We start from the raw sequence: 25,364 nt of genomic DNA on the forward strand, positions 1-25,364 counted from the left end.
TGGTGATGGGTGTTCAGGGGCGGCGGGTCGCGGTGACGGTGAGCCGCCAGGCGACCTCGCCGGAGGGCGGGACGACGACCGTGTCGTCGTCGTCCGCCCCGGTGCGGTCGAAGACGCGGCCGAGCATCGGCTCGACGCCGATCGAGCGGTACGGCGCGTCCTGCGGGAAGCCGCCGAGGTTGCGCCACAGCGCGACCGCGACGGGCCGGCCGCCGGCCTCGACCGCCAGGTGCAGCGCGTCGGTGCCGTCGTGCACGGTCACCCGCGGGGTGAGGACGACGGCCCCGACGGCGGTCCCGTCGTCCGGGCCGAGCCGGTCGAGGGGGATGCCCTCGACGTGCGGCCACCGACCGGTGATCCACCCCGCGCCCTCGTCCGGGTAGAGCCGGGTCTCCGCTGCCGTGTCGATGCCGAGCCACGCGCCCGGGGAGAGTTCCAGCAGGGCGTGTGCGGCCCACACGAAGCGGTAGCCGGGCTCGGCGGTGAGCGTGTAGTCGACGACGGCGGCTCCCGCCTCCGTGCTCAGGCGCCGGGTCAGCCGGAAGTCGGGGCAGTCCACGACCTCCGCCTCTGCCTCCCGGCGCCAGGGCCGTGACCAGGCGTCCCCGTGGTCGGGCAGCCCGCGCACGGTGGGTACGCACTCCTCCAGGCCGCCGGCGTCGGCGAAGGGGTCGCCGGGCCGGACCCGGGGGCGGCGGGGCTCGTCGCGGTGCCAGAGCCATTCACGGCCGCCGGCGGTCAGCGAGGTCCACCGGCCGCCGTGGTCCAGGTCGCTGACCACGGAGACCGGGATCCGGTTCCCGGTCACCATTCGGCGAAGGAGCCGTCGGCGTGCCGCCACACCGGGTTGCGCCAGGCGTGGCCGGAACGGTCCGCGGCGCGGACCGCGTCCTCGTCCACGGCGACGCCGAGTCCCGGCAGGTCCGTGCGGCGCGCCTGACCGTCGACGAACCGGAAGGGCTCGGTGTCGACCAGGTAGGACAACAGGTCGGCGTCCTTGTTGTAGTGGATGCCCCGGCTCTGCTCCTGGATCAGGAAGTTCGGGGTGGCGAAGGCGACCTGCAGGCTCGCGGCCAGCGCGATCGGTCCGAGCGGGCAGTGCGGTGCCAGGTGCGCGCCGAACGTCTCGGCGAGCGAGGCGATCCGGGTGACCTCCGATATCCCGCCGGCGTGCGACAGGTCCGGCTGGGCCACGGCGATGCCGGCCGTCAGCACCGGGAGGAAGTCGGCCCGCCCGTAGAGCCGTTCACCGGTGGCGAGCGGCACGGACGAGGCCGCGACCAGGCCCGGGAGCAGGTGCGCCTGCTCGGGCAGGACGGGTTCCTCGACGAACAGCGGGTGCAGCGGGGCTATCTCGTGCAGCACGCGCCGCGCGTTGGCGGCGCTGAACCGTCCGTGGAAGTCCACCGCGACGTCCCGGTGCGGGCCGAGGGCCTCCCGGGCGGCGGCGACGCGCTCCACGACGGCGGCCGTCTCGGCGGGGCTGCCGAGCGGCGGGGTGCGCCCGGCGGCGTTCATCTTGACGGCCGTGAACCCCGCCTCCACCTGGGCGGTGACCTCCTCCTTGAGCCGGTCCGGCTCGTCGCCGCCGACCCAGGCGTACACCCGGACCGAGTCGCGGACGGGGCCGCCGAGCAGGGTGTGCACCGGTACCCCGAGGGCCTGGCCGGCGATGTCCCACAGGGCCTGGTCGATGCCGGCCACGGCGCTGGAGAGCACGGGCCCGCCCCGGTAGAAGCCGCCCTTGGTGAGCACCTGCCAGTGGTCCTGGATCCGCAGGGGGTCCTGGCCCACGAGGTGTTCGGCGAGCACCTCCACGGCGGCCCGCACCACCTCGGCCCGGCCCTCCACCACCGGCTCGCCCCAGCCGACGACGCCGTCGTCGGTCTCGATGCGGCAGAACAGCCAGCGGGGCGGGACGAGGAAGGTCTCGACGCGCGCGATCTTCACTGTGCCTGGCCGTCCTTCTGTTCGGTGGAGCCGTCCGCGCCCTCGGGCGCCTGCGGGCCGCTGACCTTGTCGAGGTCGCGCGTCGCCTGGTCGAGCAGGGCGCGCATGGCGTGTTCCGCGGCGTCCGGGTCCCGGTCGCGCACGGCGTCGAGGACGGCACGGTGACTGGGCACCGGGTCCTCGCTGTGCGGGGCGCTGTGCACGAGCTGGTCGCGCTGGGCCAGGCCCGACTCGATGACCATCTCCATGCGTTCCAGCAGTTCGTTGTGGGTGGCCGCGAGCAGCGCCCGGTGGAAGGCGAGGTCGGCCTCGACGGCGTGGTTCGCGCCGCCCTCCTCGCCCATGGCCGTCAGTGCCGTCTCCAGCAGCTCCAGATCCGCGTCGGTGCGGCGGGCCGCGGCCAGCCGTACGGCGGCGGGTTCGATGATGCCGCGGACCTCGCCGAGGTTGCGCAGCAGCGCCAGGTCGGCGCCGGTGTCGCTGCCCTCGGAGAACTGCCAGCGCAGCACATCGGCGTCGAGCAGGTTCCAGTCCGAGCGGGGCCGTACGAAGGTGCCGCGCTTCTGCCGGGCATCGACCATGCCCTTGGCCGCGAGGACCTTCAGCGATTCGCGCAGGGCCGTCAGACTGACGTCCAACTCGCTCTGCAGGGCCGCCATGTCGAGCGTCGCTCCCTCGGGGATCTCGCCGCTGAGCACTCGGCGGGCGAGGGTCTCCACGGTCTGGCCGTGCACTCCGCGGCGCGCGTATGGCGTCATGTGTATGCCTTTCTTGCTGGTCGGTGGGGCTGGACCGTCGTCTCGGCCGTCTCCGTCGGGGCGTACCCGTCAGGCGGAGGCTTTGACGACGCTCCAGCCACCGTCGACGAGCAGGCTCGATCCGGTGATGTACGAGGCTTCTTCGGCGGTGAGGAAGGCGACGGCGGCGGCGACCTCCTCGGGGGTGCCGAAGCGGCCGGCCGCGGTCTCGGCGACGCTCTGTTCGCGTTCGGCCTGCGGCACCCGGTCCCAGGCGGCGGTCAGGATCGGCCCGGGGATCACCGCGTTGACGCGGACCTCCGGTCCGTACTCGACGGCGAGCTGGCCGCACAGCGACAGCAGCGCGCCCTTGCTGGCCGCGTAGGCCGGGTGACCGGGGATGCCCCGGTGGGCGTGGACGGAGGAGGTGAGCACCACGGCGCCGCGCTGCTCGCGCAGGTCGGGCAGCGCCGCCTTGAAGCCCAGGAAGGCGCCGGTGAGGTTGACCGACAACTGCCGTTCCCAGGAGGCGAGGCTCGTCTCGTGCGCGGGGGCGACCTGCACCGTGTACGCGTTGCTGACCAGGACACCCACGGGCCCGAAGCCGTGGGCGGCGTCCGTGACCCGCCGCCAGTCGTCCTCGCTCGCGACGTCGGCGGCGACGAAGACGGCGCGCGCGCCGTCCTTGCGCAGCCGCGCGGCGGTCTCCTCGCCCCGGTCGGCGGCGATGTCGACGAGCACGACGGCCGCTCCCTCGGCGGCCAGGCGCGCCGCGGTGGCGGCGCCGATGCCCGAGGCGGCGCCGGTGACGACGGCGACGCGGTTGGTGAAGCGGGCCGCTGGGTTCATGGTGCTGGTCGTCTCCTGTTTCATCGCTGCTGTGCTGATTCTCGCCGTGCCGTCACTGCCGGGCCAGGACGACGAGTTCCGCGTCGTACTCCGCCGTCCACGCGAACGGCAGCCCGGAGTGGGTCAGATGGGCGCCGCTGTAGCGGGTGCCGGTGGCGGTGTCGGTGTAGACGGCGTCCGCTCGCAGACCGCGCAGGCGGAGCCGGGCGGCGCGGCCGGGCACCAGCGGCGCCCCGTCGAGGGGGCCGGTGTTCCAGGCCGTCACCACCATGCGGTCGCCGCCCGGTTCCTCGTACTGGATCCCGCACGTCTGGTCGGCGGGGCCGCCCAGCAGGTGGACCTCGCCGTGGTGGACGACGTCGCGGACCTCCTTGTAGCGGGCGATCCACCGCGCGGCCTCGGCCCGCTGTTCCGGCGTCCAGTGGCGGATGTCGGCACCGATCCCGAGCACGCCCGCCATGGAGTTGACGAAGCGGAAGGCCAGCGAGCGGGGCCGAGGGTCGAAGACGCCGGGGGCGTCGGTGACCCAGGAGCTCATGGTGTGCGGGGCGTGCGCGTGGAGGTAGCCGTACTGGATGCGCAGCCGGTCCATGGGCGCGGTGTTGTCGCTGGGCCACACCACGTCGGTGCGGGCGATGGTGGCGTGCTCGACGCGGCCGCCGCCGCCCGCGCAGCCCTCGACGGTGACGTGCGGGTGCGCGGCGCGCAGGTGGTCCAGAACGCGGAGGTAGCCGGCGACGTGCGCGGCGTCGAGGTCCTGGCGCTCGGGGTCGGCGCCCGCCAGGTGGCCGGGGCGGCCGCGCTCGGTGGGCGGACGGTTCATGTCCCACTTGAGATAGCTGATGGCGTGGGAGCCGAGCAACCGGTCCAGGGTGCCGATGACGAATTCCTGGACGTCCTCGCGGCCGAGGTCGAGCAGCAGCTGGTTGCGCACGAGCGTCGCGGGCCGGCCGTCGATCCGGTACACCCACTCGGGGTGCTCGGCGTAGAGCTTCGAGCGGGGGCTGATGCCCTCGGGTTCGACCCACAGGCCGAAGTCCAGGCCGAGGGCGCGCACGTCCTCGACGAACCGGTCGAACCCGCCGGGGAATTCGGCCGGGTCCGGGTCCCAGTCGCCGAGGCCGCCGGTGTCGTCCGGCCGCCCGGTGAACCAGCCGTCGTCGACGACGAAGAGTTCGGCGCCGAGTTCGGCGGCGACCTTGGCGAGCTCCAGCTGGTTCCCGGCGTCGACGTCGAAGCCGGTGGCCTCCCACGAGTTGTAGAGGACCTTGCGGGGCCGCTCGATGCGCTCGCCGGTCAGGTGCCGCTCGTAGCGGTGCCAGACGCGGGCCAGGCCGTCGAGCCCGTCCGGGCTGAACGCGCAGGCCAGCCGCGGCGTGACGAGGGCGGCGCCGGGGGCGAGGCGGACCGCGCCCTCGTGGGGCACCCGGCCGGCCCGGACGCGCACCGCGCCGCCGGGCTCGGCGTCGGCGGTGATCCGCCAGTTGCCGGACCACTCCAGGGCGATGCCGTAGGTGGGGGTGGCGCCCTCGGCGGGGGCGGCGGCGTCCTGGACGGCGAGCCACGGGTGGTACGCGTGCCCGGCGGAGCCCTGGGTGCTCTCCATCTCGAAGCGCCCGCGTTCCAGTGCCACCTCCTTGAGCTGGAACTCCTGGGACCACTGGCCGGCCAGGTAGGTCAGCCGTGCGCCGCCCTGGACGGGCACGTTGACGGCGGCGGAGTCGAAGCGCTCCAGCCGCACCTCGTCCTCGCCGGTGCAGGTCAGCTCCGTCCAGCGCAGGACGACGTCGGTGCCGGGCACCGTCTCGTAGCACAGCGTGGTGCGCAGCCCGAGGAGGTCGTCGGCGAAGTCCAGGCGCAGGGCCCGGTCGCCGTCCTGGGTGGCGCCGTCGAACCGCCACCAGCTCCCGCGGTCGCCGCCGGGGCGGGAGGCGACCAGGTCGGCGCCGGTGAACGGCCGCAGCCCGTACGGGATGTACTCGGCCGGGGCGGCGTCGGCGGGGGTGATGAAGTGGGTGCGGCGCGACCACTCCATGGGCGACGGGCCGTCCTCGGCGCCATGCGGCCCCCAGGCGGCGAGTTCGGCCCAGCGGCGGTCGCCGCCCAGGGTGACGGCGTAGGTGGTGGCGTCGGTGCGCAGCAGCCACCGGTCGTGCGTGGTCACTTGACGGCTCCGAGGTTGAGTCCCGCCACGAAGTGGCGCTGGAAGCGGAGGAAGACGGCCACCGTCGGGGCGGCGGCGATCACCGAACCGGCCGCGATGACGTTCCACATGGAGACGTACTGGCCCTGCAGGCCGATGAGGGACGCGGTGATGGGCATCTGGCTGTCGGTGCGCAGCACCGTGATGGCCCACAGCAGGTCGTTGAAGATCCAGGTGAACGACAGGGCGGTCAGTGCGGCCAGCGCCGGCCGGGCCAGCGGCAGGATGATCCGCCAGTAGATCTGCCAGGGGCCCGCGCCGTCGATGACGGCGGCCTGCTGGATCTCGCCGGGGATCGACCGCATGAAGCCGTGCAGCACGAAGACGTAGAAGCCGACACCGAAGCCGACCTGCACCCCGATCAGGGCGTACAGCTGGTCGTAGATGCCGAGCACTTCGCTCAGCTTGGACACGGGGATCAGCAGGATCTGCGGGGGCAGCAGATTGCCGCCGAGCATGAGCAGCAGCAGGACGCGCCGGAAGGGCAGGTCGTAGCGGCTGAGCGCGAAGGCCGCCATGGAGGCGAGGCCGAGCGAGAGCGCCACGGTGGGGATGGTGACCAGCATGCTGTTGATGAGCGCGCGCTGCTGGCCGCCGTCCACCCACGCCTGACGGAAGCTGTCGAAGGTGAAGGAGTGCGGCCAGCTTCCGACGCCGTGCGCGGCGATGTCGTCGAAGGTCCGGGTGCTGGTGACCAGGACGAGGGCGATCGGCAGCAGCCACAGCGCGGACAGCAGACCCGCGGTGAGGTGGAAGCCGGTGGTGCGCAGGGCGCGGCCGCGCAGCGCGGGCCTGCGGGGCGCCGCGGCCGGGACCTTGGCGGTCCCGCCGTCGCGGCCGGCCGGGTCCTCGACGCGCGCGGAGGCTTGGGTGGCGGTCATCAGTCGGCCTCCCGGAAGGCGCGCACGAGGTATCCCACGATGACGCCGAACGCCAGCACGAAGATGACGACGGCGAGCGCGGAGCCGTATCCCAGGCGCAGGGACTGGAACGCGGTGGAGTACATGTAGGTGCTCAGCAGTTCGGAGGAGTGGTACGGGCCGCCGCGGGTGAGCGCCCACACCACGTCGAACGAGCGCAGCGAGTCGATGACGATCACCGACAGGACGACCGCGTTGACGCTGCGCAGCTGCGGCAGCGTGATGTGCCGGAACTGCTGCCAGCGGGTGGCGCCGTCGACCTTGCCGGCCTCGTAGAGGGCGGGGTCGATGCCCTTGAGGCCGGCCAGGTACAGCACCATCACGTAGCCGACCTGGCGCCACAGCGCGGGCACGATGACCGCGTAGAAGGCGGTGTCCTGGTCGGCCAGCCAGGCGTGCTTCAAGCTGCCGAGGCCGACGCCGTCCAGCACGTTGTTGATCAGGCCGTCCGGCTGGTACATGGCCTGCCACACCAGGGCGGTGGCGACCAGCGAGAAGACCACCGGCAGGAAGAGCGCCGCCCGGTAGAACCCGATGCCGCGCCGCTCCTGCTGGAGCAGCAGCGCGGCACCGAGGCCCAGGGCGGCCGACAGCCCGCCGAAGAGCAGAAGCCACAGCACCGTGTTGATCGCGGCGGTGCGGAAGACCTCGTCGTGCAGCATCTCGCTGAAGTTGCCGAGGCCCACGAACTTCGGGGCTCCCAGACCGTCCCACGACGTCAGGGAGAGGTAGAAGCCCTGGAGGGCCGGCCAGAAGACCCAGAAGGCCTCGGCGAGCAGCGGGATGAGGACGAAGGCCAGGACCACCGGGGGCACCCGAGTGGCCCTGGACCGTCGTGTGGAGCCGATCAGCGCCATCGTCACTGGCTCCAGATCTTCTGTGCGCTGCGCTGCCACGTGGTGAGGATGGAGCCGATCTCCTTGGGCTTGGCCAGGTAGTGCACCAGCGCCGTGTCGGCGGTCGGCTGGAGCGCGTCGCTGGAGTCCCGGTTGAAGAACTGCGTCACGTCGGCGGCGCTCTCGATGAGCTTGCGGCCCTTGACCACCAGCGGGGTGCCGGCGTCCTTGGCGTCCGGGTGGGTGGGCAGCGCGGTGCCGGAGGAGTTCTTGAGGTAGAGCTCCTGCGCCTCGGCGGTCGCCAGGTAGCTCAGCAGCTCCTTGACACCGTCGGTGTGCTTGCTGCGGGCGCTGGCGAAGTAGCCGTCGGTGGGCGCCTCCTCGGCGACCGGCACCTTGGGGTCGATGATGGGGAACTGGAAGAAGTCGATGTCGCCCAGGGCGTCCTTCGGCGCGGCGTCGGCGAAGAAGGTGCCGATGAGCATCATGCCGGTACGGCCCTGGAGGAGGGCGGTGGTGGCGTCCTGGAACGGTATCGCCGTGCCGTTGGGGTCGAAGAACGGCCGGGCCTGGTCCCACGTGTCGAAGACCTTGCGGACCTCGGGGTCGTCGAAGCGGTGCTGGCCCGCAAGCAGTTCGCGGTGGTACGTGGCACCGTTGACGCGGATGTTGAGGTAGTCGAACCAGGCCGAGGCGACCCACGGGGTGTCGCCGCCGGCGCCGAGGCCGATCGGGGCGACGCCCTTGCTCTTGAGTTTGTCGCACAGGTCGAGGAACTCGTCCCAGTTCTTCGGCTCCTGGACGCCCCACTTGGCGAAGTTGGACTTCCGGTAGAACATGCCCCACCAGTAGTAGCTGGTGGGCACGAAGACCTTCTTGCCGCTGGAGGCCGAGGTGCACAGCTTCTTCAGGGCGTCGGTGTAGCCGGACAGCTCGGGCTTGCCCCAGATGTCGTCCAGGTCGAGGAGCAGGTCCTTCTTGGCGTACGACTCGGCGACGGAGCCCGGGTACCAGGTGTAGATGTCCGGCGGGGTGGCCGAGGTGAGGTACGTCGGCAGCTGCGTGCGGAAGGTCTCCGACGCGACGGTGTTGAGCTCCGCCTCGGCGCCGCCGCGCTTGTTGAAGGCGGCCACGAGCTGCTGCATCGAGGTCTTCGCCTGCGGGGAGGAGAGGTTGGACTGCAGGGTCACCGGGCCGCCGGACTTTCCTCCGGAGGCGGACGGGCTCTGGGTGACGCAGCTGCTGAGCAGCGCGCCGGCGCCGACGGCGCCGGACACGGCGAGGAACCGGCGGCGGCTGGCGTTGAAGGCGGTCATCTGTGAACTCCCTTAGTGCCCACGGAACGGAGCTGAGGCCCCCTGACGGCCCGGCTCTGGGTGCGGCAGGCACAGCCTGTCGCAGGGGTCAGCGTCCCGTCAAGATTAATTAGTAATTTATTTTCGAGAGGGATGTGCCCTCGGCCGAACAAGGCCCGGGGGCACCCCTGTTGGCGCCGGATGGCATCGGTTGACGCAGGTGGAGCGGGATGGAACGGGGTGGAGCGATGCGCTGCCAGACGCAGCGGACGGGTCGCGCACAGGGCTCGGAGCGCGGCCTGACGGACGCGGCCGTCCACCCCACGGAGGGCGACGTGCCGGGCGCCGGTGCCACGGCGGAAACTGTGGCCGGGCCCCCGAAGCCTGTCAATATTAATTGCTAATTAACTTAAAAACGCGATCTTCCGGTGACCTGGACGGCGTCGCGGCACCGGCTTCCGTAGGATGCGGCGATGCCCCACCCCCGCCTGGTCGCCACCGATCTCGACGGCACGCTCCTGCGGAACGACGGCACGCTTTCCGCCCGCACGCTGGACGCCCTGCGCGCCACGGCCGGCGCGGGCGCGGAGGTCGTCCTCGTGACCGCCCGGCCGCCCCGCTACCTCGACGCGCTCGCCGCCGCCACCGGCCTCACCGGGACCGCGGTGTGCGCCAACGGCGCGATCGTGTACGACATCGGCAGCCGCACGGTCACGAGGTCCACCCCGCTCCCCGTCCCCGTCGCACGTCGGGTGGCCGCCGCCCTGCGGGACGCGGCGCCCGGCGTCGGCTTCGCCCTCGAGACGGGCCACCGGCTGCACTGGGCCCCGGGGTACGGGCACCACCTGCCCGAGGACTCCGGCGCCGAGGTCCCCGTGCCCTCGCTCGCGCAACTGTGGGCGAGCCCGGGCCCGGTCGTGAAGCTGCTCGTCTGGTCGCCCGCGCTCGACGCGGACGCCCTGCTCGCCGTGGCCGAGCACGCGGCGGGCGGCCGGGCCCAGTTCACCCACTCCGGCGGCCACGGGCTGCTGGAGGTCAGCACCCGGGGCGTCACCAAGGCGGCCGCCCTCGCGGCCCTGTGCGCCTCCCGCGGCATCGCCGCCGAGGAGGTCATCGCCTTCGGCGACATGCCCAACGACCTGCCGGTCCTGAGCTGGGCGGGCACGTGCTGCGCCGTCGCCAACGCGCACCCGGCCGTGCTCGCCTCGGTCGCCCACCGCACGGCCTCCAACGAGGACGACGGCGTGGCCCGCGTCCTGGAGCGGCTCTACGGGACACGCGCACGGGAACGCTGACGGGACGCTGACGCACCGAAGGGCGGCGCCCGGTGGGACCGACCGGGCGCCGCCCCGAGGACGGTGGACGGGTCGCGTCAGCAGCCGTGGTCGATCAGGTCGAAGGTCACGTAGTGGTCGCCGGTGTAGTAGTCCTCGTCGGCTCCCTGGCCGGTGATGATCCGCCGGGCGCCCCGGGTCGAGGAGCCGGGCGTCTTGACCGTGTACTCGTGGTAGTAGCCGTTCGCGTGGGCGGGCAGCACACCCTCGCGGTTCTGGAAGACCGTCCCGTCCTGGGGGTACGGGAACGGGCCGCCCTGGTCGATCAGCCGGAGCGTGGTGTAGGCCTGGGACGGCAGGTCGGAGTAGCAGATGTCACCGACCGACGCGGCCCGGACGACAGCCGCGGCCGCGGCGCCGGCGGGCGCCGGTACGGCGGTCGCGACGGCCGGGCCGCCGACGAGAAGGGCCGAGGCGAGGGCGCCCAGGGCGCCGAGGCGAAGGATCCGTGGGGGGATTCTCATGGCTCCAGGATGACGCGCGTAGAGCCTGTCATGTAAACGACAATCACGGGATGTTCCCCGGGAGTTCACACCTTCCGGTCACCCCACCGGACGGCGCCGCGCCCCGACGCGACCGTGGACGTGGGAGCCGCGGGCAATGTCCGAGGCCGAATCCGGAAAGCCGGTGGCAGCCTGCGGACGAATGGGCACCGGCGCATCCGTCGCTCGAACTTCTCGGCCGGAGGGGAATTTCCTCCGCCGTCCCCTTGCGATCGGCCTCGGGGGTGACTCCGCGAGAGGGTCGGGTGAGGCGCTGACCTGCGCCGCGGCCGCGCCCCAACTCCCCCACGGGGCGGGCCCCGGAGTTGACGGAGGAGGCCGAACACGCGATGGCGGAGCACTTTCCCGCAAAGGGCCGAATTCGGGGACCGGCTCCCCAGGGAATGCGGTGAATCAGGACCCCGCGGCGCCGTCGGCGTCGCCCGCGCCCTCGGCCGCGTCGCGCAGGGCGTCGAGGACCGGGCGGAGCAGGGGGTGGTCCTCGGCGCCGCGGCGGACGGCGGCGAAGACGCGGCGGGTGGCGACGACGTCGTCGACGGCGCGGACGGCGACGCCGGACAGGTCCATGTCGCGCAGGGCGCTGCGCGGGACGAGGGCCACGCCCGCGCCCGCGGCGGCGAGGGCGACCACGGCGCGGAAGTCGTCGGAGGAGTGCTCCAGGCGGGGCTGGAAACCGGCGTACTCGCAGGCGAGGACGACCACGTCGTGGCAGGGGTTGCCCGGGTAGGGGCCGATCCAGGTCTCGTCGGCGAGTCCCGCGACGCGCACGGTGCCGGTCCCGGCGTCGGCGAGGGGGTGGCCGGCCGGGAGGACCGCGTCGAAGGGCTCTGCGTACAGGGGGACGCGGGAGAGCCGCTGGTCGTCGGCTCGGGGGGCGCCGCGGTACTCGACGGCGACGGCGATGTCGGCGCGGCCGTCGAGCACCATGGGCAGCGACTCGTCGCCCTCGGCGTCCCGGACGCGGATGTGGATGCCCGGGGCGGTGCCGCCGAGCGCGGCGATGGCCGGGGCGAGCACGAGCGCGATGCCGGTCGCGAAGGAGGCCACGGTCACCTGGCCGGCGGCGCCGGAGGTGTAGGCGGCCAGCTCGGCCTCGGCGCGTTCGAGCTGGGCGAGGACCGTGTTGGCGTGGGCGAGCAGGATCTCGCCGACGGGGGTGAGCTGGACGCCGCGGCCGCCGCGTTCCAGCAGCCGGTGGCCGGTCTCGTTCTCCAGGGCGGCGAGCTGCTGGGAGACCGCGGAGGGGGTCAGGTACAGCGCGGCGGCCGCGGCGGTCACCGTACGGTGGTCCGCCACGGCCCGCAGGGTCCGCAGCCGTCGTGCGTCAATCACCCATTCATCCTGCCAGGGCCGCGCGCGCGGCGATGAATGCGTCCACCGCCTTGTCGACGTCCGCGGTGGAGTGGGCGGCCGACAGCTGGACCCGGATGCGGGCCTTGCCGTGCGGCACGACGGGGTACGAGAAGCCGATGACGTAGACGCCGCGCTCCAGCAGCAGCTCCGCCATGCGGCCCGCCTCCGAGGCGTCGCCGATCATGACCGGGGCGATGGGGTGCTCGCCGGGCAGGATCTCGAAGCCGGCCTCGGTCATCCGGGAGCGGAAGAGGGCGGTGTTCTCCGCGAGGCGGGTGCGCAGGTCCTCGGAGTCCTCGATCAGGTCCAGGACCTTGAGGGAGGCCGCGGCGATGACCGGCGCGAGGGAGTTGGAGAACAGGTACGGGCGCGAGCGCTGGCGCAGCAGCGCGACGATCTCCGCGCGGGCCGCGACGTAGCCGCCGGAGGCGCCGCCGAGGGCCTTGCCGAGGGTGCCGGTGATGATGTCGACCCGGTCCATCACCCCGTGCAGGGCGTGGGTGCCGCGGCCGCCGGGGCCGGTGAAGCCGACGGCGTGGGAGTCGTCGACCATGACCATCGCGTCGTAGCGGTCGGCGAGGTCGCAGATCTCGTCCAGCGGCGCGATGTAGCCGTCCATCGAGAAGACGCCGTCGGTGACGATGAGGCGGCGGCGGGCGTCGGACGCCTCCTTGAGGCGGGCCTCCAGCTCGGCCATGTCGCGGTTGGCGTAGCGCAGGCGGCGGGCCTTGGACAGCCGGATGCCGTCGATGATGCTGGCGTGGTTGAGCGCGTCGGAGATGACGGCGTCGTTCTCGTCGAGGAGGGTCTCGAAGACGCCGCCGTTGGCGTCGAAGCAGGAGCTGTAGAGGACCGTGTCCTCGGTGCCGAGGAAGGCGGACAGCCGGGCCTCGAGCTCCTTGTGGACCTCCTGGGTGCCGCAGATGAAGCGGACGGACGCCATGCCGTAGCCCCAACGGTCCAGGGCCTCCTTGGCGGCGGCGGTGACCTCGGGGTGGTCGGCGAGGCCGAGATAGTTGTTGGCGCAGAAGTTGAGGACGTCGCCGGGGACGCCGCCGGCGGTGACGGAGACGGAGGCGCTCTGCGGGGTGCCGATCACGCGCTCGGGCTTGAAGAGCCCGGCCTCGCGGATCTCGTCGAGGGTGCCGCGCAGGTCGTCGCGGACGGAGTCGAACATCGGGGTTCTCCCTGGGAAGCTGCGGGTGGTGCGGTGGGCCGTGCCTCGGGGGCCGGGAGGGGTCAGGCGGTCCAGTCGAGGACGACCTTGCCGCAGCGGCCGCTCGCGGCGTCGTCGAAGGCGGCGTCGAAGTCGCGGTAGGAGTAGCGGCCGGTGACCACGGGGGCGATGTCGAGACCGCCCTCCAGCAGCACGGACATGGCGTACCAGGTCTCGAACATCTCGCGGCCGTAGATGCCCTTGATGGTGAGCATCGACGTGACGATCTTGGCGAAGTCCACGGAGAAGTCCTCCGCGGGCAGGCCGAGCATCGCGATGCGGCCGCCGTTCGTCATGTTGGCGATCATGTCGCGCATGGCCTCGGGGCGACCGGACATCTCCAGGCCGACGTCGAAGCCCTCGCGCAGGCCGAGCTCGCGCTGGCCGTCGGCGATGGTGGTCTCGGCGACGTTGAGGGCGAGGCTGACGCCGACCTTGCGGGCGAGCTCCAGGCGGTACTCGCTGACGTCGGTGATGACCACGTTGCGCGCGCCGGCGTGCTTGGCGACGGCGGCGGCCATGATGCCGATCGGGCCGGCACCGGTGATCAGCACGTCCTCGCCGACCAGGGGGAAGGACAGCGCGGTGTGGACGGCGTTGCCGAAGGGGTCGAAGATCGCGGCGATGTCGAGGTCGACGGGCACCCGGTGCACCCACACGTTGGAGGCTGGCAGCGCGACGTACTCGGCGAAGGCGCCGTCACGGCCGACTCCGAGGCCGATCGTGTTGCGGCACAGGTGGCGGCGGCCGGCCAGGCAGTTGCGGCACTTGCCGCAGACGAGGTGGCCCTCGCCGCTGACGCGGTCACCGGGCTTGATCTCGTCGACGTCCGAGCCCACGGCGGCGACCTCGCCGACGAACTCGTGGCCGAGCACCAGGGGGGTGCCCACGGCCTGCTGGGCCCAGCCGTCCCAGGCACGGATGTGCAGGTCGGTGCCGCAGATGCCGGTCCGCAGCACCTTGATGAGGACGTCCCCGGGACCGATCTCCGGCTCCGGGACGTCCCGCAGCCACAGGCCGGGCTCGGCCTTCTCCTTCACCAGTGCCTTCACTCTTGCGACTCCTGCCGGCAGACGATGTGGCCCGGCCCGCGCGGGGGGACGCGGACCGGGCACGAGGGAGCCCGGGCGGAGCGGTGGCGCCCGTCGGCGCCGGCTCGCGCGATGCGCCGGGCACACAGCAATCTGCCCGGCTTCGAGCGTTCAGTCCATCGATCTTTTCTTAAGCTCGGCAACAGCGCAGCTTCACGCTCGGCCGGAAGGGTGGCGCGGGCCGCTCCGGCCCGGCGTCGCCGCGGCTCAGCGCGGGGCGAGCGCGGCCAGCTGCGCGGTGATGGTGTCGGTGTCCTGGAAGGTCAGCCCGATGCGAGCGACGTGCTTCCAGCGCACGATGCCCTCCGCGTCCACGATGAAGACCGAGCGCTTCAGGCCGAGGCCGGGCATGGTGATGCCGTAGGCCTTCGCCACCGTGCGCTCGGTGTCGGCGAGCAGCGGGAAGCGCAGGTCGCGCTTGCGGGCGAAGTGCTCGTGGCTGTCGAGGTCGCTGAAGTTGACGCCCCACACCGTCGCCCCGAGGTCGCGGAAGCGGTCCAGGTCGGAGGTGTAGGAGCAGAGCTGCTTGGTGCACACCGCCGAGTCGTCCCCAGGGTAGAAGGCGAGCACGACGGGGGCGCCGCGGTGCGCGGACAGGGAGTACTCGCCGCGCTCGGCGTCGCCCGATCCGGTGAGCAGGACTCCCGGGAGGGTGAAGTCGGGGGCGGGGGCGCCGGTCTCGGGCACGGGCATGGCGGGGTCCTCTCACAGGGGGCGGGCTCAGGTCGTCGAGGAGTGACGATACAGAACGTTCTTTCTTGCGGGGACGCTACGCGGTGCCGTCCGCTACCGTCAAGGACATGAGTGCCCCTCCCGCCGTTCCCCTGGTCACGTACGCCGCCGCTGACGCGCCGCCGCGTGACCGCATCCTGGCCACCGCGGCCCGGCTGTTCTACGCCGAGGGGATCCACGCGGTGGGCATGGACCGGATCGTCACGGAGGCGTCCACCACCAGGGCGACGCTCTACCGGCACTTCCTGGGAAAGGAGCAGCTCGTCCTGAGCTACATCCAGGCCACCGACGAGCAGATCCGTACCTTCACCGAGGCCGCGCTGGAGGGCCTGGCCGCACGGGAGGCCCTGGCGGGGGTCGCCGGAGCGCTCGGCGACCAGCTCTGCTCACCGGGCTTCCGCGGCTGCCCCTTCCTCAACGCGGCCGCGGAGTACCCGGACCCGGCCGACCCCGTCTCGCGCGCGATCGTGGCCCACCGGGACTGGCTGCGGGAGCTGGTCGCCCGGCTGCTCGCGGAGGCGGGCGCCCCCGAGCCCGCCGAGGACGCGGCGACGCTGATGATGCTGCGCGACGGCGCCGTGATGACCGCCGCGCTCGGTGACGCGGATGCGGTGCGGGCCTCGCTGGACCGGGCGGTGCGGCGCGTGCTGGAGGCCGCCGGGGTGGCGTGAGGGGGGCCTGCCACGCCCTCAGGCACCCGACGCTCGGCCCGCGCCCCGGCCTGCGTCCCGCCGCTGCCGCGCGCACGCCTCGCACGTGAGCCCGCGGGACGGCGTCAGCCGGCGTGGGTGGAGAAGAGGCCGCCGGTGGGGCCCTGCTTGTCGCCGCCCTGGGCCTTCTTGAGCGCGTTGGCCAGGCCCTCGATGGTCATGGACTGCAGGATGACGCGCCCGTTGCCCTCCAGGGTCGCCAGCGACAGCCCCTCGCCGCCGAAGACGGCGTTCATGATCCCCTGCCGGTTGAGCCCGCCGATGCGCTGCACGCCGTAGCGGACCCCGTCCTCGAAGGCGACGATGCAGCCGGTGTCGACCTCGATGCGGCCGCCGAAGTCGGCGGGGTTGAGGTCGATGAAGTTGCCCGCGCCCGCGATGATCACCGTTCCGCGGCCGGTGAACTTCTCCAGGACGAAGCCCTCGCCGCCGCTGGTGCCGGTGCGGCCGCCCTGGAAGGCGATGCCGAAGTCGACGGTCGATTCGGCGGCCACGAAGGCGTCCTTCTCCGCGTACCAGGCGCGCGACCCGTCCAGTTCCAGGGCGCGCATCTCCCCGGGCAGGACGCCCGCGAAGCCGACGGTGCCCTCGCCGCCGCTCGCGGTGAAGTACTGGAAGGCGATGCTCTCGCCCGCCAGCATCCGCTGGCCGACCTGCATCGCCGTGCCCATCGCCTGGCGGAGCATGCCGCCCATGCCGCCGCCCGCCGCGCCGCCCTGGGCCTCGCGCTGGGCGCCGGGACCGGCCAGGCGGGTGTCCATGCTCACGTTCGCGGTCTTGAACAGGAACTTCCCCGCCTCGCAGTAGACGGTCTGGCCGGGCTGGAGGGTGCACACGGCCATCTGCATGGCGTTGCCGACGATCTGCTGCTTCAGGGTCACTGCGGTGCTCCGGGTGGTCTCGGGACGTCCTCGTTCAGACGGATGTACCCGACAACGAACGACCCGGACGATTCGGTTCCGCTTGCTCCTCCGGGCGTGCGGCGGGGGCGGGCGGGCGGCCGCCGGCGTCGAGGAAGCGGGCGAGCGGCAGGGTGGCGGCGCCGACCGTCACCGCGTCCGTCCCGAGCCGGCCCAGCTCGATGGAGGTCTGCGCGCAGGGGTGGTGCAGCGCGTAGGCGGCGGTGGCCTCGCGGACCGCGTCGAGCAGCCGTGGGCCGATCATCAGGCCGGTCCAGCCGGACAGCACGATGCGCTCGGGGTTGAAGAGGTTGACGAGGTCGGCGATGCCCGCACCGAGGTACTCGGCGGTCTCGTCGAGCAGCGCGACGGCCGCCGCGTCATCGGCCTCGGCGGCGTCGAGGAGGGCGGCGATCGCGGCCTCCTCGCTCACCCCGGTGGGCGCGTCCCAGCGTTCGATGAGCGCCTCGGCGCCGACGTAGGCTTCCAGGCAGCCGCGGGCGCCGCAGCGGCAGCGCCGCCCGCCGACCTGGAGGGTGGTGTGGCCCCACTCCCCCGCGCTGCTGCTGGCGCCGCGGTACGGCTTGCCGTCGGCGACCACGCAGGCGCCGACCCCGGAGCCGAGCAGCGCGATCACGGCGTTGCGGGCGCCACGCCCGGCGCCGAACCACATCTCGGCCTGGCCGAGGGTCTTGGCGCCGTTGTCGATGTGGAGCGGCAGGGCGGTGCCCTCGGCGAGCAGCGCGCCGAGGGGGACGGCGTCCCAGTCGATGGTCTGGCCGTGCACGACCGCGCCCGCGCCGCCGGTGCCCTGCTCGACGATGCCGGGCACGCCGATGCCCACGCCGAGCACGAGGGCGGGATCGACGCGGCTGTCCTCCAGGACGACGGACAGGCCGTCGAGGATGAGCTGGACGACCAGGGCGACGTCGTGACCGCTGTCGGCCAGCGGGCGGTCGGTGGAGGAGAGTTCGGTGAGGGCGAGGTCGAAGAGGGTGACGCGGACCCGGGTCTCGCCGACGTCGACGCCGATGAGGAAGCCGTGGCGGGGGGCGACCTTGAGCATCACGCGGGGGCGTCCGCCGTCGGACTCGACGGAGCCGGCCTCCTCGACGACGCCGTCGGCGATGAGCTCGGCCACGACGTTGCTGATGGAACCTGTGCTCAGGCCGGTGTCCCTGGCCAACTCCTGACGGCTGAGGGGTCCTTCGAAGTACAGGTGACGCAAGAGCGCCGAACGGTTGCCCCGCCGCAGGTCGCGTACGGTCCGCTTGCCTCGGTCTGCCATGGTGCTCCCTCCCCGGCTGAATCTATCGCTGCGCCAAGTCTTGACGCCAGGTTTTCTCAGACGTTAAATCACGCCTTGAATTAAGGCGTGACGTTCTTCACTTCCCGAAGGCACCCACCCTGGAGAGGGATCCCCGGTCATGCACATCACCCGTACCACGGCCGCCGTGACGCTCGCGGCCGCGCTCATCGCCTCCGCCACCGCGTGCGGCGGCGGCTCCTCGACCGACGGCAGCGGCAACGGCAGCCCCAAGGAGCTCACCTACTGGGCCAGCAACCAGGGCGCCAGCCTCGAGGCGGACAAGGCGACCCTGACGCCCGAGCTCAAGAAGTTCGAGAAGCAGACCGGGATCAAGGTCAAGCTCGAGGTCATCCCGTGGTCCGACCTGCTGAACCGGATCCTCGCCGCGGCCACCTCCGGCCAGGGCCCCGACGTGCTCAACATCGGCAACACCTGGTCCGCCTCGCTGCAGGCCACCGGCGCGCTGCGCCCCTTCGACGCCAAGGCCTTCGACGCCATCGGCGGCAAGGACCGCTTCGTCTCCTCGGCCCTGGGCGCGACGGGCGCCGAGGGCAAGGACCCGGCCGCGGTCCCGCTGTACTCGCTGGCGTACGGCCTGTACTACAACAAGAAGATGTTCGCCGACGCGGGCATAGCCAACCCGCCCGCCACCTGGGACGAGCTCGTCGCCGACGGCAAGAAGCTCACCAAGGGCGGCAAGTACGGCCTCGCCGTCGAGGGCGGCAACCTCTCCGAGAACGTCCACCACGCCTTCGTCTTCGGCAAGCAGCACGGCGCCGACTTCTTCGACGCCTCGGGCAAGCCGACGTTCACCACCCCCGAGGCGGTCGCGGCCGTCAAGCAGTACATCGACTTCATCGCCAAGGACAAGATCGCGGCCCCCGGCAACGCCGAGTACGCCGCCAACCAGTCCGTCGCCGACTTCGCCACCGGCAAGGCCGCCATGCTGCTGTGGCAGGCCGCCGGCTCCTCGCTGAAGTCCCACGGCATGAAGCCCGAGGACTACGGCGTCGCCCAGGTGCCGTTCCAGGCCGCGGGCGCCTCCGGCGACACCGCCGTGAACTCGATGGTCGCGGGCATCAACCTGGCCGTCTTCAAGAAGACCGACAACGTCGACGGCGCGCTGAAGTTCGTGAAGTTCATGACCAGCGACGACGAGCAGAAGCTCCTCAACGGCACCTACGGCTCGCTCCCGCCGGTCAAGGCCGCCCAGTCCGACCCGGCCTTCGCCACCCCGGACCTGAAGGTCCTCGCGGACGCGCTCGCCAACAGCGCGGCGCCGCTGCCGCAGGTCGCCAACGAGAGCCAGTTCGAGACCGCCGTCGGCACCGCGATGAAGGACCTGTTCGCCGACGCCGCCGCCGGCAAGCCGGTCACCACCGAGAGCGTCAAGGCCGCCCTCGAAAAGGCCCAGCAGCAGATGCCGGCGTCGTGAGCGTGAAGGAACCGATGACCGCCACCGTGCCGCCCGTCCGGCACAGCTCCAAGACGCCTTCCCCCGGCGGCCGGCGGGCCGCCGGGGGGAGGGCCCCGCTGTCGCGGCTGCGCCTTCCGGCGCGGCTGCGGCGCGCGTCGCTCCCGTACGTCCTGCTGCTGCCGGCCCTCGCGCTGGAACTGCTGATCCACCTGGTGCCGATGGTCGTCGGCGTCGTGATGAGCTTCAAGGAGCTCACGCAGTTCTTCATCAGCGACTGGTCCGCCGCCCCCTGGAAGGGCCTGGACAACTACCGCGTGGCGGTGGACTTCAACGCCCCGGTCGGCGAGGACCTGCTCAAGTCGTTCCTCGTCACCTGCGAGTTCACGGTGCTGGCGGTCGGACTGTCCTGGCTGTTCGGCACCGCCGCCGCGATCCTCATGCAGGACGCCTTCCGCGGCCGGGGACTGCTGCGCGCGGTCTTCCTGGTGCCGTACGCGCTGCCGGTCTACGCGGCGGTGATCACCTGGTCGTTCATGTTCCAGCGGGACACCGGCATGATCAACCACGTCATCCACGACCAGCTGCACCTCACCGACGGCCGGCCCTTCTGGCTGATCGGCGACAACAGCTTCTACGCGCTGGTGACGGTGTCGGTGTGGCGGCAGTGGCCGTTTGCCTTCCTGTGCCTGATGGCCGGTCTGCAGAACATCCCGCGCGAGCTGTACGAGGCGGCGGCGATGGACGGCGCCGGGATCTGGCAGCAGATCCGCAGGATCACCCTGCCGTCGCTGCGCCCGGTCAACCAGGTGCTGGTGCTGGTGCTGTTCCTGTGGACGTTCAACGACTTCAACACGCCCTACGTGCTGTTCGGGCGGGCGGCGCCGGACGCCGCGGACCTGATCTCGATCCACATCTACCAGTCGTCCTTCGTGACCTGGAACTTCGGCTCCGGCTCGGCGATGTCCGTGCTCCTGCTGCTGTTCCTGCTCGTCGTGACGGTGCTCTACCTGCTCGCGACCTCCCTGAGGAGGAAGGATGCCTGACGTCCGCAGCCCCATGGCCGCGCCGCGCTCCTTCGTGTGGACCCGCCGGATCGTGCTGACCGTGCTGACGGCCTTCGCGCTGGCGCCGGTGTTCGTCATGGTCGTCTCGTCGCTGAAGCCGCTGCAGGACGTGCAGGGCCCGTTCCGCTGGTTCCCCAGCGGCTTCACCCTGCGCCCGTACGCCGACATCTGGCACACCGTGCCGCTCGCCCGGTACTTCGTGAACTCGCTGCTCGTGGCGGGCGGGGCGACGCTGTGCTCGGTCGCGGTGGCGATCTTCGCGGCGTACGCGGTGAGCCGCTACGACTTCAAGGGGCGCCGCTTCTTCTCGGTGACGATCCTGTCCACCCAGATGTTCCCCGGCATCCTCTTCCTGCTGCCGCTCTTCCTGATCTTCGTCAACCTCGGGAACGCGACGGGCATCGCCCTGTACGGCAGCCGCGGCGGCCTGATCCTGACCTACCTCACCTTCTCGCTCCCCTTCTCCATCTGGATGCTGGCGGGCTACTTCGACTCGATCCCCCGGGACCTGGACGAGGCCGCCATGGTCGACGGCTGCGGGCCGCTGGGCGCGCTGTTCCGGGTGGTCGTCCCGGCCGCCGTGCCCGGCATCGTCGCGGTCTGCGTGTACGCCTTCATGACGGCCTGGGGCGAGGTCCTCTTCGCCTCCGTCATGACCAACGACACCACCCGCACGCTCGCCGTCGGCCTGCAGGGCTACGCCACCCAGACCGACGTGTACTGGAACCAGGTCATGGCCGCCTCGCTCGTGGTGAGCGTGCCCGTGGTCGCCGGGTTCCTGCTCCTGCAGCGCTACCTCGTCGCCGGGCTGACCGCCGGCGCCGTCAAGTGAGCCCCACCGCCCCTCAGCGTCCCCCGAACGAAAGGCAGTCCGTGACCCTCGACCTCAGCGCCCTCCCCGACGGATTCGTGTGGGGCGCCGCGACGGCCGCTTACCAGATCGAAGGAGCCGTGGCCGAGGACGGCCGTGCACCATCCATCTGGGACACCTTCTCCCGAACGCCGGGGAAGGTCGCGAACGGCGACACCGGTGACGTCGCCTGCGACCACTACCACCGCGTGCCGGAGGACATCGGCCTGATGGGCCGGCTCGGTCTGGACGCGTACCGCTTCTCCCTCGCCTGGCCGCGTGTGATGCCGCAGGGCGGCGGGCCGGTCAACCCCGCCGGCCTGGCCTTCTACGACCGGCTGGTCGACGGCCTGCTGGAGGCGGGCATCACCCCCTTCCCCACCCTGTACCACTGGGACCTGCCGCAGGCACAGCAGGACCGCGGCGGCTGGCCGGAGCGCGAGACCGCGCTGCGCTTCGCCGACTACGCGGCCGTGGTGGCCGAGCGGCTCGGGGACCGGGTCACCCACTGGGCGACGCTCAACGAGCCGCTGTGCTCGGCCTGGATCGGCCACCTGCAGGGCGTGATGGCCCCCGGCCTCACCGACCTGACGGCCGCCGTCCGCGCCTCGTACCACCTGCACCTGGGCCACGGCCTGGCGGTGCAGGCGCTGCGCGCCGCGGTCCCGCACGCGCAGATCGGCATCGTCAACAACCTCAGCCCCTGCGAGCCGGCCTCCGACCGCCCCGAGGACGTCGCCGCGGCGCTGCGCTCCGACGGCCACACCAACCGCTGGTGGCTGGACCCGATCCACGGCCGCGGCTACCCGCAGGACATGCTGGAGCTGTACGGGGTGGAACTGCCCGTGCAGACGGGCGACATGGAGACCATCGCCGCGCCGCTGGACTGGCTGGGCCTCAACTACTACTTCCGTGACATCGTTGCCGACGACCCGTCGGGGCCGGTCCCCCACACCCGTGCCGTACGCGTCCCGGACGTCCGCCGCACCGCGATGGACTGGGAGGTGCACGCCGGCGGTCTGGAGCGGCTGCTGCTGCGGCTGACCGAGGAGTACGGCGCCCGCAAGATCTACGTCACCGAGAACGGCTCGGCGTACGAGGACCACGTCGGCCCCGACGGCCAGGTCCACGACCCCGAGCGCACCGCCTACCTGGAGGAGCACCTGGCGGCCTGCGCCCGTGCCGTGCGCGGCGGCGCCCCGCTCGCCGGCTACTTCGCCTGGTCGCTGCTGGACAACTTCGAGTGGGCGTACGGCTACGCCAAGCGCTTCGGCCTCGTCCACGTCGACTACGAGACCCAGCGCCGGACCGTGAAGGGCAGCGGCCGCCGCTACGCCGACATCATCGCCGCCCACCGGCGCCGCGCCCGCAGCGCGGCCTGACCTCCCTCGCCATCCCGTCTCCACCCCCCACACAGGAGATCCGCGATGCCACACTCCTCCCACGTCAGACGCCTGGTCGCCGTGCTCGCGGCGGTCGCCGCGGCGTTAGCCGGGTTGGTGCTCGCCGGACCGGGAGCGGCCGCCGCCACGGCCGTCCAGGTCACCATGACCATCACCTCCGACGGCAGGACCGTCGTCAAGGGCCTGCAGGCGCAGACCCCGGCCGCCTTCGAGGCGGGCAGCGGCAGCGGCGGCACGGTCATCACGGTGGACCCCGCCGCCCGCTACCAGCCCTTCGAGGGCGGCGGGGCGTCCTTCACCGACAGCGCCGCCTGGCTGATGAACTCCTCCGGCGCCCTGCCGGCGGCCACCCGTGACGCCACCATGCGCAAGCTGTTCTCCCCCACGGAGGGCATCGGCCTGGGCTTCCTGCGCAACCCGATGGGCGCGTCCGACATCGCGCGCAGCCACTACACGTACGACGACACCTGCTGCGACCTGTCGGACTTCTCCATCTCCCGGGACCTGGCCGACGTCCTGCCGCTGACCCAGCAGGCGCGGCAGCTCAACCCGGCACTGAAGATCATGGCAGTGCCGTGGTCGGCGCCGGCGTGGATGAAGGACAACGGCAAGCTGACCCAGATGGGCAAGCTGAAGCCGGAGTTCTACGACACCTACGCGCAGTACTTCGTGAAGTACCTGCAGGCGTACGAGCAGCGCGGCGTCCACGTCGACTACGTCTCGGTGCAGAACGAGCCGCAGTGCTGCGGCGCGAACAGCGGCTACCCCACGATGGAGTGGACGGCGGCCACGCTGCTGGACTTCACCAAGAACCACCTCTTCCCGGCGTTCCGTTCGGCCGGGATCACCACCAAGGCGCTGATCCACGACTGGAACCACGGCGACTGGAACACCACCGGCGCCGGCCAGCTCGCCGACGCCGCCCTGCGCGGCGACCCGCTCTTCGGCGGTGTCGCCTGGCACGGCTACGCGCCCACCCCGCCGAACTACGCGCTGGGCAGCACCGTCCAGAGCCAGTACCCGGGCGTGGCACAGTACGAGACCGAGCACTCCGGCGGCACCTGGGTCACCGACCAGCAGCTGGAGGACCTGCGCGACATCACCGGCTTCACCCGCAACTGGGCCCGCTCCTACGTGAAGTGGTCGCTGGCACTGGACCAGGCGATGGGCCCGCACGCGGGCGGCTGCGGCACCTGCACCGGCCTGATCACGGTGCACAACGGCGACGCGCGCAGCGGGCAGGTCGACTACACCGTCGAGTACTACACGATGGGCCAGCTGACGAAGTTCGCCCGCGCGGGCGCGGTGCGGATCGGCAGCAACGCCACCGACCCGGTGTGGAACACGGCCTTCGTCAACACCGACGGGCAGCGGGTGCTGGTCACCCACAACTCCTCGTCGTCCGCCCAGCAGGTCACGGTCCGCGAGGCCGGGCAGCACTTCTCGTACAGCCTGCCCGCCCGCGCCACGACCACGTTCACCTGGTCCGGTGCGCCGACCGGCGGCGGGGGCGGCGACGGGGACGGCATCAGCACCTCCGCCTGGTACCAGGTGGCCGGCGCCGGCTCCGGCAAGTGCGTGGACGCCAAGGACCGGGGCACCGCCAACGGCACCGCGGTGCAGCAGTGGAGCTGCGTCGCCGGGCAGGCCAACCAGCAGTGGCAGTTCCGCCCGACCGACGGCGGCTACTACCGGGTGGCGAACCGCAACGCGACCGCCACCGAGCAGGTCTGGGACGTCACCGGCGGGGCGTCGGCGACGGCTGACTCCGTGCCGGTGCAGACCTGGCAGTGGTCCTCGGGCGCCAACCAGCAGTGGAAGCCGGTGCTCCAGGCGGACGGGTCGTACGTCCTCACGGCCCGGCACAGCGGCAAGTGCCTGGACGTCACGGCGGCCTCGACGGCCGACGGCGCCCTGCTGCAGCAGTACACCTGCAACGGCACCGCCGCGCAGTCCTTCCGGCTGACACCGGCGGGCTGACCGACCCCGCGCGGCGCCGGCGTACGAGGCAGACGCCGGTGCCGCGCGGCACCAGCGCCCCCTCCGGGGCACCGGGGCCCCGGAGGGGGCGCACTGTCGGCGCCGCGCGCCATACTCACGCCATGGACGCCTTCACGCCCGACGTCTCCGCGGCGCCCCGGCCTGCCCCCGCGTGGGTGGAGTCGATGGGCGGCCCGCTGATCGTCGTTCCCGTCTCCGCCCTGTCCGCCTGGGGCGGCTGCACGGAGCAGGGGATGGTCGTCGGTGACGGGGACGTCCCCGACGACTACGACCGGGCCTGCGCCGTGGACGACCTCGCGGGGGTGATCCCCGTCGGCCGTGACGGCGGACAGGGGCTGGTCCTCGGGGACATGCCCGCCAGGACGTGCTACCTCCCGGCGCACCGGGCCTTCCTGCGCTGGGGCGGCGCCGACTCCGAGGCCGAACTGGTCGCGGCGGCCGAGGCGGTTCTCGCCGATCCCGCCGTCGAGTGGGAGGCGTCCGGGACGTGGCGGACCGACGGGCCCGCGGTGCTCATGGACTCCGCCGAGGCGGGGGGCCTGCTGGGCGTGGAATACCCCGGCGGAGGCAGGCCCGAACAGGCCCCCGTCCCGCTGCCTCCCGGGCACTGGGCGGTACGCGCCTTCCAGACGAGGGCCGGCGACCGCACCTCGCTCGGTCTGGTGCGGCTCGTGCCCGCCGCCTCGTGAAGC

23 protein-coding genes are annotated in these 25,364 nt (G+C 72.4%); 8 read left to right on the forward strand and 15 right to left on the reverse strand.

The window, feature by feature from the left end:
- Nucleotides 1–13: 13 nt before the first annotated feature.
- The 8 genes from PV410_RS00870 to PV410_RS00905 form a co-directional block, all read right to left on the reverse strand.
- On the reverse strand, nt 14–811 hold the full coding sequence (locus PV410_RS00870) for a hypothetical protein (protein WP_500321634.1): 798 nt from the start codon (nt 809–811) through the stop codon (nt 14–16).
- The gene (dgoD, locus tag PV410_RS00875; protein WP_500321635.1) at nt 805–1,950 is read right to left on the reverse strand and encodes a galactonate dehydratase; all 1,146 of its coding nucleotides are present in this window, start codon (nt 1,948–1,950) and stop codon (nt 805–807) included. Before dgoD ends, PV410_RS00870 begins: the two co-directional genes overlap by 7 nt.
- Complete coding sequence (locus tag PV410_RS00880) at nt 1,947–2,708, reverse strand: FadR/GntR family transcriptional regulator (protein WP_500321636.1); 762 nt, start codon at nt 2,706–2,708, stop codon at nt 1,947–1,949. The genes dgoD and PV410_RS00880 overlap by 4 nt, the downstream gene beginning before the upstream one ends.
- A gap of 69 nt (nt 2,709–2,777) precedes the next feature.
- Nucleotides 2,778–3,536 (reverse strand): SDR family NAD(P)-dependent oxidoreductase, encoded by a 759-nt coding sequence (locus tag PV410_RS00885; RefSeq protein WP_500321988.1) that lies wholly within the window; start codon nt 3,534–3,536, stop codon nt 2,778–2,780.
- Between the two features lie 52 nt (nt 3,537–3,588).
- Nucleotides 3,589–5,700 carry an alpha-galactosidase gene (locus PV410_RS00890; RefSeq protein WP_500321637.1) on the reverse strand — a complete coding sequence of 704 codons (2,112 nt, stop codon included), beginning with the start codon at nt 5,698–5,700 and terminating at the stop codon, nt 3,589–3,591.
- A complete protein-coding gene (locus PV410_RS00895; RefSeq protein ID WP_500321638.1) occupies nt 5,697–6,620 on the reverse strand; it encodes a carbohydrate ABC transporter permease in 924 nt (307 codons plus the stop codon). Before PV410_RS00895 ends, PV410_RS00890 begins: the two co-directional genes overlap by 4 nt.
- Entirely contained in the window at nt 6,620–7,516 is an 897-nt protein-coding gene (locus PV410_RS00900; RefSeq protein WP_500321989.1) for a carbohydrate ABC transporter permease, read from the reverse strand. Before PV410_RS00900 ends, PV410_RS00895 begins: the two co-directional genes overlap by 1 nt.
- Nucleotides 7,517–7,518: 2 nt before the next feature.
- The gene (locus PV410_RS00905) at nt 7,519–8,811 is read right to left on the reverse strand and encodes an ABC transporter substrate-binding protein (RefSeq protein WP_500321639.1); all 1,293 of its coding nucleotides are present in this window, start codon (nt 8,809–8,811) and stop codon (nt 7,519–7,521) included.
- Between the two features lie 452 nt (nt 8,812–9,263).
- Between PV410_RS00905 and PV410_RS00910 the strand changes: the two genes are divergently transcribed.
- The gene (locus tag PV410_RS00910; protein ID WP_500321640.1) at nt 9,264–10,085 is read left to right on the forward strand and encodes an HAD family hydrolase; all 822 of its coding nucleotides are present in this window, start codon (nt 9,264–9,266) and stop codon (nt 10,083–10,085) included.
- 77 nt (nt 10,086–10,162) lie between these two features.
- Here the strand turns inward: PV410_RS00910 and PV410_RS00915 are convergent, their stop codons facing one another.
- The 5 genes from PV410_RS00915 to PV410_RS00935 form a co-directional block, all read right to left on the reverse strand.
- On the reverse strand, nt 10,163–10,588 hold the full coding sequence (locus PV410_RS00915) for a guanyl-specific ribonuclease (RefSeq protein WP_500321641.1): 426 nt from the start codon (nt 10,586–10,588) through the stop codon (nt 10,163–10,165).
- Nucleotides 10,589–11,020: 432 nt separating this feature from the next.
- On the reverse strand, nt 11,021–11,959 hold the full coding sequence (locus PV410_RS00920) for a LysR family transcriptional regulator (RefSeq protein WP_500321642.1): 939 nt from the start codon (nt 11,957–11,959) through the stop codon (nt 11,021–11,023).
- A 4-nt stretch (nt 11,960–11,963) separates the two neighbouring features.
- Complete coding sequence (locus tag PV410_RS00925) at nt 11,964–13,157, reverse strand: glycine C-acetyltransferase (RefSeq protein WP_500321643.1); 1,194 nt, start codon at nt 13,155–13,157, stop codon at nt 11,964–11,966.
- Nucleotides 13,158–13,219: 62 nt separating this feature from the next.
- Entirely contained in the window at nt 13,220–14,248 is a 1,029-nt protein-coding gene (gene tdh, locus PV410_RS00930; protein ID WP_500321644.1) for an L-threonine 3-dehydrogenase, read from the reverse strand.
- A gap of 246 nt (nt 14,249–14,494) precedes the next feature.
- The gene (locus PV410_RS00935) at nt 14,495–14,980 is read right to left on the reverse strand and encodes a peroxiredoxin (protein WP_500321645.1); all 486 of its coding nucleotides are present in this window, start codon (nt 14,978–14,980) and stop codon (nt 14,495–14,497) included.
- 107 nt (nt 14,981–15,087) lie between these two features.
- Between PV410_RS00935 and PV410_RS00940 the strand changes: the two genes are divergently transcribed.
- Nucleotides 15,088–15,690, forward strand: a complete 603-nt coding sequence (locus PV410_RS00940; RefSeq protein WP_500321646.1) for a TetR/AcrR family transcriptional regulator — start codon at nt 15,088–15,090, stop codon at nt 15,688–15,690.
- 104 nt (nt 15,691–15,794) lie between these two features.
- Here PV410_RS00940 and PV410_RS00945 read toward each other — a convergent pair whose 3' ends face one another.
- Nucleotides 15,795–16,610, reverse strand: a complete 816-nt coding sequence (locus tag PV410_RS00945) for an AIM24 family protein (RefSeq protein WP_500321647.1) — start codon at nt 16,608–16,610, stop codon at nt 15,795–15,797.
- A 34-nt stretch (nt 16,611–16,644) separates the two neighbouring features.
- Nucleotides 16,645–17,916, reverse strand: coding sequence for an ROK family transcriptional regulator (locus tag PV410_RS00950; RefSeq protein ID WP_500321648.1), 1,272 nt, complete (start codon nt 17,914–17,916; stop codon nt 16,645–16,647).
- A 139-nt stretch (nt 17,917–18,055) separates the two neighbouring features.
- Here PV410_RS00950 and PV410_RS00955 point away from each other — a divergent pair, with 139 nt between their 5' ends.
- The 6 genes from PV410_RS00955 to PV410_RS00980 all read left to right on the forward strand — a co-directional run bounded on the left by PV410_RS00955 (nt 18,056) and on the right by PV410_RS00980 (nt 25,361).
- Complete coding sequence (locus PV410_RS00955) at nt 18,056–19,372, forward strand: ABC transporter substrate-binding protein (RefSeq protein WP_500321649.1); 1,317 nt, start codon at nt 18,056–18,058, stop codon at nt 19,370–19,372.
- Between the two features lie 14 nt (nt 19,373–19,386).
- Complete coding sequence (locus PV410_RS00960) at nt 19,387–20,397, forward strand: carbohydrate ABC transporter permease (protein WP_499516975.1); 1,011 nt, start codon at nt 19,387–19,389, stop codon at nt 20,395–20,397.
- Nucleotides 20,390–21,250, forward strand: a complete 861-nt coding sequence (locus PV410_RS00965) for a carbohydrate ABC transporter permease (RefSeq protein ID WP_499514741.1) — start codon at nt 20,390–20,392, stop codon at nt 21,248–21,250. Before PV410_RS00960 ends, PV410_RS00965 begins: the two co-directional genes overlap by 8 nt.
- 41 nt (nt 21,251–21,291) lie before the next feature.
- Nucleotides 21,292–22,650: a GH1 family beta-glucosidase gene (locus tag PV410_RS00970; RefSeq protein WP_500321650.1), complete on the forward strand. Its 1,359-nt coding sequence runs from the start codon at nt 21,292–21,294 to the stop codon at nt 22,648–22,650.
- Between the two features lie 45 nt (nt 22,651–22,695).
- Nucleotides 22,696–24,651: an RICIN domain-containing protein gene (locus PV410_RS00975; protein WP_500321651.1), complete on the forward strand. Its 1,956-nt coding sequence runs from the start codon at nt 22,696–22,698 to the stop codon at nt 24,649–24,651.
- 122 nt (nt 24,652–24,773) lie between these two features.
- Nucleotides 24,774–25,361, forward strand: coding sequence for an Imm21 family immunity protein (locus PV410_RS00980; protein ID WP_500321652.1), 588 nt, complete (start codon nt 24,774–24,776; stop codon nt 25,359–25,361).
- The last annotated feature ends 3 nt before the right edge of the window (nt 25,362–25,364 follow it).

Origin of the sequence: Streptomyces sp. PA03-5A (genome assembly GCF_033792725.1) — a bacterium.
Classification (GTDB): Bacteria; Actinomycetota; Actinomycetes; order Streptomycetales; family Streptomycetaceae; genus Actinacidiphila.